General features: G+C 56.7%; 11 protein-coding genes. 6 read left to right on the top strand and 5 right to left on the bottom strand.

The window, feature by feature from the left end:
• On the bottom strand, nt 1-1712 hold a 1712-nt coding region (locus tag ACESMB_RS13450; protein ID WP_372971797.1), incomplete at its 3' end, for a 3-oxoacyl-ACP synthase III family protein.
• 290 nt (nt 1713-2002) lie between these two features.
• Between ACESMB_RS13450 and ACESMB_RS13445 the strand changes: the two genes are divergently transcribed.
• The 3 genes from ACESMB_RS13445 to ACESMB_RS13435 all read left to right on the top strand — a co-directional run bounded on the left by ACESMB_RS13445 (nt 2003) and on the right by ACESMB_RS13435 (nt 3808).
• Nucleotides 2003-2836, top strand: coding sequence for an ion transporter (locus tag ACESMB_RS13445; RefSeq protein ID WP_372927075.1), 834 nt, complete (start codon nt 2003-2005; stop codon nt 2834-2836).
• A 247-nt stretch (nt 2837-3083) separates the two neighbouring features.
• A complete protein-coding gene (locus ACESMB_RS13440; protein ID WP_372927074.1) occupies nt 3084-3557 on the top strand; it encodes a hypothetical protein in 474 nt (157 codons plus the stop codon).
• Between the two features lie 89 nt (nt 3558-3646).
• Complete coding sequence (locus ACESMB_RS13435; protein ID WP_372927073.1) at nt 3647-3808, top strand: hypothetical protein; 162 nt, start codon at nt 3647-3649, stop codon at nt 3806-3808.
• Between the two features lie 244 nt (nt 3809-4052).
• Here the strand turns inward: ACESMB_RS13435 and ACESMB_RS13430 are convergent, their stop codons facing one another.
• The 3 genes from ACESMB_RS13430 to ACESMB_RS13420 form a co-directional block, all read right to left on the bottom strand.
• Entirely contained in the window at nt 4053-4355 is a 303-nt protein-coding gene (locus ACESMB_RS13430; RefSeq protein ID WP_372927072.1) for a 2OG-Fe(II) oxygenase, read from the bottom strand.
• Nucleotides 4356-4491: 136 nt separating this feature from the next.
• On the bottom strand, nt 4492-5160 hold the full coding sequence (locus tag ACESMB_RS13425) for a glutathione S-transferase family protein (RefSeq protein ID WP_372927071.1): 669 nt from the start codon (nt 5158-5160) through the stop codon (nt 4492-4494).
• Nucleotides 5161-5251: 91 nt separating this feature from the next.
• Nucleotides 5252-6145 (bottom strand): patatin-like phospholipase family protein, encoded by an 894-nt coding sequence (locus ACESMB_RS13420; RefSeq protein WP_372927070.1) that lies wholly within the window; start codon nt 6143-6145, stop codon nt 5252-5254.
• A 62-nt stretch (nt 6146-6207) separates the two neighbouring features.
• Between ACESMB_RS13420 and ACESMB_RS13415 the strand changes: the two genes are divergently transcribed.
• The gene (locus ACESMB_RS13415; protein WP_372971796.1) at nt 6208-6663 is read left to right on the top strand and encodes a GatB/YqeY domain-containing protein; all 456 of its coding nucleotides are present in this window, start codon (nt 6208-6210) and stop codon (nt 6661-6663) included.
• Nucleotides 6664-6698: 35 nt separating this feature from the next.
• Here the strand turns inward: ACESMB_RS13415 and ACESMB_RS13410 are convergent, their stop codons facing one another.
• Nucleotides 6699-7511, bottom strand: coding sequence for a hypothetical protein (locus ACESMB_RS13410; RefSeq protein ID WP_372971795.1), 813 nt, complete (start codon nt 7509-7511; stop codon nt 6699-6701).
• Nucleotides 7512-7664: 153 nt separating this feature from the next.
• On the opposite strand from ACESMB_RS13410, the gene ACESMB_RS13405 reads away from it, so the two are divergent.
• Both ACESMB_RS13405 and ACESMB_RS13400 read left to right on the top strand, forming a co-directional pair.
• The gene (locus tag ACESMB_RS13405) at nt 7665-8975 is read left to right on the top strand and encodes a CynX/NimT family MFS transporter (RefSeq protein ID WP_372927067.1); all 1311 of its coding nucleotides are present in this window, start codon (nt 7665-7667) and stop codon (nt 8973-8975) included.
• 81 nt (nt 8976-9056) lie between these two features.
• Nucleotides 9057-9564, top strand: a 508-nt coding sequence (locus tag ACESMB_RS13400; protein WP_372971794.1) for a class I SAM-dependent methyltransferase, incomplete at its 3' end; no start/stop codon positions are given.

Genomic DNA, 9564 nt, shown 5'->3' with positions numbered 1-9564 from the left:
GCGTCGGCGAGCGCGATCGGGATGCTCGCGGCGGAGGCATTGCCGACCTCGGAGATGTTGAAGTAAATGTCGTTGGCGTCAATGCCCTGGGCCTCGGTGATCTCGGTGATCATGGTCTTGTTGGCCTGATGGGGTACGATGATGTCGATATTGAGTCCGAGCCCGGACAGCTCGCCCATCATCTGGTTCAGGTAGCGCTTGACCAGCGCTTTGACCTCTGGGCCATAGACCGTGATGTCATTGTCGAAATCGTGATTCGGCCAGATGATCGAGTTCACCTGGCTGGCGGGCCCGCTGGCATAGGTCTGGACCACATGGATGTCACGTTCGCCGGTGGACGGGGCGATCACCATGGCGGCGGCGCCATCGCCAAAGATCATGCGCGATGGTCTGGCATTGCCGATCTTGTCCGAGAACTTCTCGGCCATGACCAGAAGGACCGGGCGTTCGATCTCCCGCAGCAGGCGGACCGATTCGGCGACGCCATAGGGAAAGCCGGCGCAGGCCGCGACGATGTCGGCGGAGCAGTGGGTCTGCAGGATGCCCAGCTGGCCGGAGAGCCAGGTGGCAGTGGACGGGATCAGCCGGCTTGAGGTACAGGAGCAGAACAGCACTGCACCGATTTCCTCGGCCCCGCGACCGGCATGCTTCAGGGCTTCCCGCGCGGCCTCAAGGGCGATATTCTCCAGCGGCTCGGCGGTATAACGACGCCGTTCGATGCCGGTTTTATCGGCGATTTCCTTCGCGCTCATCGGCGACCATGAAGACGGGGAGTTCCGCACCACATCCTCGTTTGAGCAGATAACTTCACCCTTGCGAACGGCCAGCGCCTCAATCTTCGGCTGAATCGGCGAATTGTCATTGATCACCGTCGGCGGGTAGGGCCTCACGGGCTCAACGGCAGGATCCGGCGTCGGCGCCTGCCTGGCAACGGTGGTACCCTTCTTTTCGCGGTTGATGAATTCCAGCACGTGGCGGTTTTTCGGATAGTAAAGCACCACGATGTCGTCATCCTGCATCTCGGCCAGCGGCTTCAGCCGGGCCTGGCTCCGGTCCCAGGGCTGCTGGTTGTGCAGTACCATAGACCAGCGCCGGAGCGCCTCGAGCTCAGCCTGCTGGTCTGAAACATCGAGAATGTCGTCGATGCTGAAACGCGGGTGGTCGGGATCATAGTTGCCGAGGGTGGTCGTGCTGGCACCGGCAGCGGCAAGCGCTTCGGCAATCGTGGCCTTGATTGGCGGTAAAGAGGTTGCGTGATACAGCTTGTTGGAGAAACAGTCGAAGAGCAGGTCGAACAGCTCGTCTTCAGCGGTTGCGTTCCACCTGGCCGGCAGCTGCGAGTAGGCTTCGCGGACACTTGCGGTCTTGGCTTCCCGTCCCTCCCAGGGCTGCAGCAGGGGCACAAAGACATCGTCGCGGTTCCGCGGAACATCGCGCCAGCGCATCGGCTGCTTGTCATACATTACCAGCGCATACCGGTTGGCCCAGAACAGGTGCAGGCCAATGTCGCGCAACAGGTCGTAGCGCGTCCCATAGCTTCCTGCAGCGGCCCGCTCGGCGATTTCAGTACCGGTCGGCGCCTTCACTTCGAAATCGCGCCGGATAATCGCCTTCAGCTGGTCGAGATTGCTGATGGTCGAAAAGTCGAGCTCGGTAAAGATGCTTGAGGGAAACACCAGTTTTCCATGCTTGTTCAGTCGAAACGGTTTCATGAATGCTCCTCGCTGATACCCGGTAATTGCCAGCTTCTCGATGTGGTGTAACAGGCAGTATAGGAAAGATTTATCTTATCTGGGCACTTTGTGCGGTCGTCCATCCTGGTCTAATTTGCAGCTTGAGGTGTTAGAGTTACGCTGGACCGTCTGCAGCTGGCCGAGGAAAAGAAATGCACGGCCTATTGGGGGTTCGCACTGGCGTCAGTCATAAACAGGCTTAAAGGGTCGTAAAGTGGATTCTGGAGATGGAGGAGTAAACGATTAACGAGACAGAAAAACCGGGCGGTTTGGGAATCAAAACCCGCCTGTTTCACATCATTTTCGAATCAGACACCCGCTTGGCCAAAGGCTTTGATATTTGTCTGGCTTTGCTGATATTTCTCAGCGTCGGAATCATCCTGCTGGATAGTGTCCCGGAATACCATGACCGCTTCGGTGAGATCTTTTATGCGCTGGAATGGGGGGTAACGCTGCTGTTTACTGTTGAGCTCGGCCTGCGCATTTACTGTCTGGAGAAACCGAAGCTCTACCTGAAAAGCTTTTACGGGGTTATCGACGTTCTGGCGGTTCTGCCTACCTGGCTGGCACTTCTGTTCCCTGGTGCGCAGACCCTGGTAGTGGTGCGTCTGCTGAGGACCTTGCGCCTTTTCAGGGTGCTGGAAATGATGGCGCTGGTGGGCGAGGGCCGACTGCTGATGGACGCACTGGTTCGCAGCCGGGACCAGATCCTGCTTTTTCTGTTCACAGTGTTGATACTTGTGACCATTTTTTCTTCTCTTCTCTATCTCATTGAGCCCGCCGAAGCTGGCTTCAGCAGTATTCCCAAATCCATTTACTGGGGAATCGTGACACTGACAACGGTGGGCTATGGCGATATAACGCCGGTTACCTCCTGGGGGCAGTTCATTTCCATGATGATCATGCTGACAGGCTACTCGATCATTGCGCTTCCCGCTGGCGTCTTTTCCGCGGAAGTCATTCGTGCCCTGCGGGCGGAACGTTATTCCGACGAAGCCTGCCCGGGGTGCGGCAAGCACCGACACGAAACTGACGCCAGGTACTGTAAATACTGCGGAACCTGGCTTGACGAAGAGAGGCCGGAGCCGGGTGGTTCCGGTTGAAAAGCGGGACGTCGCCATTCTTCCTGGCTGATTGAGGATTAACCATGTTTCATTGCCTGGCTGGGTGATGGACAGATTGGCTGAGCGCAGCTTTTCGAGGCCCTCCAGCGCACTGCTCAGGATTGTTGAGCGGCTTTAATGTCTGGAATCAAGGCTTACAGTTGGCGTTTCTGGTAAGTTTGATCGTATGGAATAGTTATGAGTTCAACTGAGAGATTCAATTTTGATTCAGAGGAGGTACCTGACTTTGCGACCCCATTTACGATTAACGGCCAGCGCCCTGCTGCTGGCCATGGTGATGCCGCTGACCCCGATACACGCCGAGGAGGATAACGGTGATGTAACCGAGGAGTCATTGGACAAGGACTTAAAGAGCCTTGACCAGGAGCTGGCGGATTTCAGCAGCGAGCGGCGGGATCAATTGATAGGAGACGTTGAGGATGTTCTCGACGCCATCGAGTCGCGTATAGCAACACTCGACAGTCGACTGCGCGATAACTGGGATTCAGCCGATCGGTTAGAGCGGGCCCAGGCTCAGACTGCGGTGGCAGCGTTGCGCCGCGAACGCTCACGAGTAATGGAATGGCACCAGCGTATGCAAGACAGCACCGGTTTTACCTGGGAGTCCATGAAGGATGGCTTTAACGATGCCTTCGATGAACTTGCCGAGGCCTGGCAAAACGCAGAGCAGAATGTCCGCAAGGCCGTCGAGGAAGAATGACAGGTCACTCATTCCGACAATATTTTATTGTTTCGGATACCATGGAGGATTAAATCTGGCGATCAGCCAGGACTAACCTGGGGAATATCATGAGCAAGAAACCCGTAAAAGCTACATTGACGACTGCCGCGATTGAGGAGCAGACCGCTGCTTTTTTGAAGGCCGGTGGATGTGTTGAGTACGTGGGTAAAGGGAAAAGTGGCCAATTCGCCTCTACAGGCTCAAAGCAGATTGACCTGAAAAGCAACTGATGAGTCTGGTGCCTGTCAGCAGTGCTGTTGAAACGGCGCTGGTTCAGGCATCGGCAAGTATTTCTTAGGAGATCATCTGCATATACCGCATGAGCGGCCTGTTATGTCGGAGAAAATCACCGTCACGGTGGAATAGCGCCAGTCACCATGGCTGCTACCTCCTCTGGTTTGCTCACGCGCCCACTGGTGTGTTGCCCGTGGTCAGGGGCCGCCCTTGCTTGCCGCATACGACTCGCTATTGGGCTCAGCTTTTCGTCAACGCAAAGCTCAGTAACCACCGATTCCCGCGCTCGATTCTTGACACCCTGTGTTGGTAAAGGTCGGGGCGAAACAGGTATAGCCTGCCGAACAGATTAAAAATATTCTGTTCGCAGATAAACTCGCCACCGGATTCGGGTTTGGCCAGAACGCAGTTGAGTTTGTACAGCCGGCCTTCCGAAACCATGTCCACATGGGGCCCTACCTTGTGGCCTTCAGGGTATCGCACCAGATATACGCTCAGGCGTCTGGAATGGAAGAGGATCCGGGTTTTTACTTTTGCAGGCATTGGAGGCGTATACGCTATTATGGTTTCGATTCCAGTCTGCGCGGTTTACAGGGTGATCGTCAATTGTGGCAGGAACGCCCAGGCCTGCCGCCTGGGCTGGGACGAGTTCGGCGTTGCCCGTGCCAGTAAATGCAGGTCAGGCGAAGTCGTATTTCCCGCCCTTTTCCAGAGCCTTCTGGTAAGCCGGTCTGGCGTGCACTCGCTCCACCCAGGCGCTGATATGCGGACGGTTCTTTCCGGCGATTCCCCTTGCCGCTGAGGCCTCCAGCGGGAAGCTCATCTGAATGTCTGCGGCGCTGAGGTTGTCCCCGAGAAACCAGGTGTTTTTCGCCAGGTGGGCTTCGACAAAATCCAGGTGTGTTTTGATCATCGGGCCAATGAAGGTTTCATTGGTTTTGTCTGATATGCCTTTTGCCACTGGCTTGATAAAAAACGGCATCGGGCTGGTTTTCACTTTTTCAAACACCAGGCGCAGAACCAGCGGCGGCATCAGGGAGCCTTCGCCATAATGCAGCCAGTAGGTGTAATCGAGCCACGCCTGGCCGCCGCCCTCCGGCAGCATCGTGTCTTTGCCGTAGGTGTGGGCAAGGTATTCAATAATGGCGCCGGACTCTGCAACCACCAGATCGCCGTCGGTGATCACCGGTGATTTACCCAGCGGGTGTATTTGTTTGAGGCTTGCTGGTGCCAGCATGGTTTTCGGGTCACGTTCGTAATGCTGGATCTCGTAGGGCACTCCAAGCTCTTCCAGCATCCAGAGAACGCGCTGTGAGCGAGAATTGTTGAGGTGGTGAACTGTAATCATGCAGGCACTCCGTTCGCATTAATAAAATGGGCCGGTCAGCAATGTAGTCTGCTGAAGGCTTTTTGGTTCACCGCTATCCCGTTTTGATTTGCTAACTTCGGTTACGGACAGTCAGAGTGTGGCGTTTAAGATCCTTGAGAATTTCCGGCACCTTGAAGGGCAGCACGGTGCCAGTGGCTTTTACAATGCTGATAATGATATTCATCCGCTTGTACCAGAGCACCTGGCGAATCTTTTTCTTCATCGGGTGGTAGCCTTCCATGTAGAGCTCTTCCACGCGGTCAGCGTTGTTGGTAAGGCTGTACTCACTCAAATCCAGCGGTACTGAAATGTCCACCTTTTTCAACTGCTTGCGGGTGTTGAAGTCGATACCGATATTGATAGCGTTGCTGATCACATCAAACGTATCGACCGGCTTCGGGTAGCGGGTGACATGGCTTAGATCAACAGCCACGGTAATACCTGCACCCATTCCCGCCAGAGGAGAAATGGGGACATTCTCAACCAGCCCACCATCAACCAGAATCCGGCCGTCCACCTCAACCGGCACAAACAGGCCGGGCACCGCCATGGATGCACACACAGCGTCCGCCAGATTGCCTTCTCTGAAAATCAGTTGCTCGCCGGTCTCAATATCCGTTGCGCAGATAGCCAGTGGAATGTCCGCATCTTCTATCCGGCAGTCCCCGAGGTCGCGACGGATCATTTCGCGAATGGCATTGGTACTGAACAGGCCTCCGCGCTCCAGGGTAAAATTGATAATCTTGGACAGGTTCAGGGTGGAACAGATGGAGAGTATGGACTCTGCAGGGCGGCCGAAGGCGTAGTAGCTGGCGATCAGTGCCCCCGCACTGGTCCCGGAAATACAATGAATCCGGATTTGCTCGTCCTCGAATGCCTTCAGAATGCCGATGTGAGCGATACCCTTGGCAGCGCCGCCCCCCAGGGCGAGACCGATTCGGGTATTAAAGGGATTGAGTTTCATGAACGGGAGCCCAATGATGTTTATTAGGGAAATGTTCGGATCAATATTAACAGAGGTCGAGTATGGCGGAAGCATCACTGAAGGAGAAACTGAGCACCGCGGTGAAAGATGCGATGCGGAACAAGGATAAAACCCGGCTTGTCACCCTCCGTATGGCCCAGTCTGCGGTCAGGCAGATCGAGATTGATGAACGCCGTGACCTGGATGACGAGGACGTTCTGAAGGTACTGGACAAAATGCTCAAACAGCGCCGCGATGCCGCCAGCCAGTATGATGATGCCGGCCGCGAGGAGTTGGCGGACAAAGAGCGGGCAGAGATGGTGATTATTGAGGAATTCATGCCCGCCGCCCTCAACGAGGACGACTTGGATGCTCTTATCCGGATGGCGATCAGCTCAACTGACGCTCAGGGGATGCAGGACATGGGTCGAGTGATGAACAACCTGCGCCCGCAGGTGCTTGGCCGGGTGGATATGGGGCACCTGAGCAAGAAGGTGCGGGCAGCGCTGGCAGGCTAAAGCCCGGCACCGGCTGGCCTGGCTATAGAACGGCTCTACCAGCCGAGCTGTATGCTTGCAAGCAGCGCATCACCCAGGCGCTGATCCAGAGTGCCCGCGTCCAGATCACGGTACCGGACGCGGGTATCCACGCTCGCCCCAACGCCCAGCTCTACCTCTGGCCATCGCCTGTTACCCGAGCTCACCCGGTAGTTCAGCTCCGCTCTCCACTCACGCAGATAGAGCGCGTTTTCAACCTTCCGAGTCTCATCAAGAGTTGCCCAGCGATCTCCCTTGCGTTCCAGCTGAAGCGTCCAGCGTTCCCCGGGGCTTTGCCATCGCAGCATGACAGGCAGATCCACCAGCCAGTTCCCGCGCTCATCTGCACGTTCCCAACGTACCCGGGGAAGCCAGCGGAAAGAACCGAAGCGATGATCGCCGCCGACCCCCAGACTCAGGGGTGAACCTTCTCTCACCGCCCGGAACATCGCCACGCGGCCATTCACCAGGTCACTGTGAACTGACTGGTGCTTGAACATGTTGGATGTACCGGCAAGGCCAGCCTGGGCTTCCACCAGGTAAAGCTGGTGCTGCCAATGGCCACCGAAGGCCAACCGGTGCAAATGGCCATTGTGCGCCGGCTCACCTGTGCGTATGCGCAGGGGCTGGTAATCATAATCAACTCTGAATTCACCTGCGGCCCCCGGGTGACGCCAGCCCAGGCCGCGCTGAGAACGTGTTACTTCGGCGGCCGAGGGCGCATCGTCTGGCCAGTCATAGGGCTGCCACTGGCGGTACAGAAGATAGAAGTCAGTTGAGGCCTGAACAGAGTGTGGCAGTGCCAGGGCGGCGGTCAAAACAGCCACCATAGGGAGAAACCGCGATGCTTTGGCATCTGCGGCTTGAAAAAAACGCCCCTTCAACACAATACTGGCCTCAGTGTGCAATTCCATGGAAAAACAGGAGCGCCGCGCTGCCAGGGCTTCAGACCCTGAAGATGTGCCCCTGCTGGAGAGCGTATCGTGAAAACCATATCAAACACAGGGTTTGCTGTTTTTGGCGCGTCGCTGATTGCGATCAGTTACGGTCTTGCGCGCTTTGCCTTCGGTCTGTTTGTACCCCCCATTCGCTCCGAGCTGGGCCTGACACCTGAACTGATCGGTATCATCGGCGCCCTGCCACTCATCAGTTTCGTGCTGGCTTCGCTGGTTGCACCTCTGGCAGCCGATCGTCTCGGCGCCCGTAACACAGCGGTGCTGTCCGGTGGATTCGGAGTTGTTGGCCTGGCGTTGATCAGCCAGGCTTCGGGTGCGCTTTCGCTCGGGATAGGAGTTTTCGCTTGCGGTATCTGTACCGGCTTGATGATGCCGGCACTGACGGCTGCCATGCAGGTGCTGGTCGACCGCTCGGTTCACGGGCGTGTCAGTTCCGTTATGAACGCGGGCACGAGTATCGGTGTCATGGTGGCCGTGCCTACCGTTCTGTTTATGGCTGGCATCTGGCGCTTCGCTTACATGTCGTTTGCCATCATAGCGGTAATCGGCGTACTTGCGACCTGGTATTTTATTCCGTCGGTTTCCCGGGTTGCTCCGTCGAATGCAGCGCCGCCTCCTGCTATCACCGCACTGCAGTGGTGGCGGCTGTTCCGGCTCTCGCTGTTTGCTTTCGTAATGGGTTTTGTTTCCTCTGCTTACTGGATCTTTGCACCCGATCTCGTGGTCACTCTGGGTGAGCTACCGTCGTCGCAAACCGGTTGGCTCTGGCTGGCGGTAGGTCTTGCCGGGTTGGGCGGCGCTGTGGTGGCTGACCTGGCCGATAGAAACAACCCGCCCATCACCCAGGCGCTGATGCTGATGATGCTGGCGGCTAGCCTGTCCCTGCTGGCTGCCAGCCCTGATCAACTGCTGCTTGCGGGATTCTCCGGGCTGGTCTTTGGCCTGGCGTATATGAGTCTGACGGGGCTCTATCTGATGACAGGTATCCGGCTGTTGCCGGGTCGTCTGTCGATGGGGCCGGTGATGCCGTTTATGGCGATCTCCCTGGGGCAGGCCGCGGGTTCACCCGTTGTCGGTATGTTGGTGAACAGCTTCGGCTATAACGTTGCGTTTGCGACTTTCTCCGCGATTGGCATTCTCGTAGCGCTACTGTCACCGCTTTATCCCCGCAACATTGATCATGGGGGCCAAGAAGAGGCGAGTGAGGACACTGGCCTCCAGGCTGCTTACGATTATCAGCTCCAGGACGAGGAGGGCGAGCCGTTCACTTACGACACCGAAGAGACTGACTATAGCGAATCGGTTCCGGAGCCTTCCGGAAGCACAGATAATCAGTAGCCTGGGGTGTTCTGCTTTTGTGAACAGCTCTCATTGTTATAATCGATTGAAACTTAATTGGGCCGGTTGAGAGAGCGCTATATGGGTGAAGAATGTGAGGATCCGAAGAACGATTCAACACGCAGAACAAGTCCAGCCGCCTTTTTGCTTGGGTTCCTGCGGGAACCCGGCCAGGTGGGCTCGGTTATTCCGAGTTCCCGCTTCCTGGAGCAACGGATTGTCGGTGCGTCGAATCTGTCTGCCGCCAGGCGTGTGGTCGAGTTAGGGCCCGGCACCGGCGGTACGACGCGAACCTTTCTTCGGCACCTTGCGCCGGATGCACAATTGCTCTCAATCGAATTGAGTCCCCATTTCCACGAACTGCTTGATGAGATTACAGACCCGCGCTTTACCAACCATCTGGGCAGCGCTGAGGATCTTGCGGAGATTCTGGCGTTCCATGATATGGGGCAGCCGGATGTGGTCATCTCCGGTATTCCCTTTTCGAAAATGCCCGAAGCGGTTGCGTCCCGGGTGTCGCAGGCGGTGAACGATAATCTGGCCGAAAACGGGCGTTTCATTGCCTATCAGTTCCGCCGGGATGTGGCGT

It is taken from the genome of Marinobacter sp. (assembly GCF_041686475.1).
Classification (GTDB): domain Bacteria; phylum Pseudomonadota; class Gammaproteobacteria; order Pseudomonadales; family Oleiphilaceae; genus Marinobacter.
The sequence above is the reverse complement of the archived record's forward strand: the minus strand, read 5'-3'. Positions and strand labels throughout refer to the sequence as shown.

Excerpts from the sequence above, each read along its gene's own strand:
- ACESMB_RS13435 (WP_372927073.1), top strand. The coding sequence starts at position 3,647 with ATGAGCAAGAAACCCGTAAAAGCTACATTGACGACTGCCGCGATTGAG.
- ACESMB_RS13430 (WP_372927072.1), bottom strand. The coding sequence starts at position 4,355 with ATGCCTGCAAAAGTAAAAACCCGGATCCTCTTCCATTCCAGACGCCTG.
- ACESMB_RS13425 (WP_372927071.1), bottom strand. The coding sequence starts at position 5,160 with ATGATTACAGTTCACCACCTCAACAATTCTCGCTCACAGCGCGTTCTC.
- ACESMB_RS13420 (WP_372927070.1), bottom strand. The coding sequence starts at position 6,145 with ATGAAACTCAATCCCTTTAATACCCGAATCGGTCTCGCCCTGGGGGGC.
- ACESMB_RS13415 (WP_372971796.1), top strand. The coding sequence starts at position 6,208 with ATGGCGGAAGCATCACTGAAGGAGAAACTGAGCACCGCGGTGAAAGAT.
- ACESMB_RS13410 (WP_372971795.1), bottom strand. The coding sequence starts at position 7,511 with ATGGTGGCTGTTTTGACCGCCGCCCTGGCACTGCCACACTCTGTTCAG.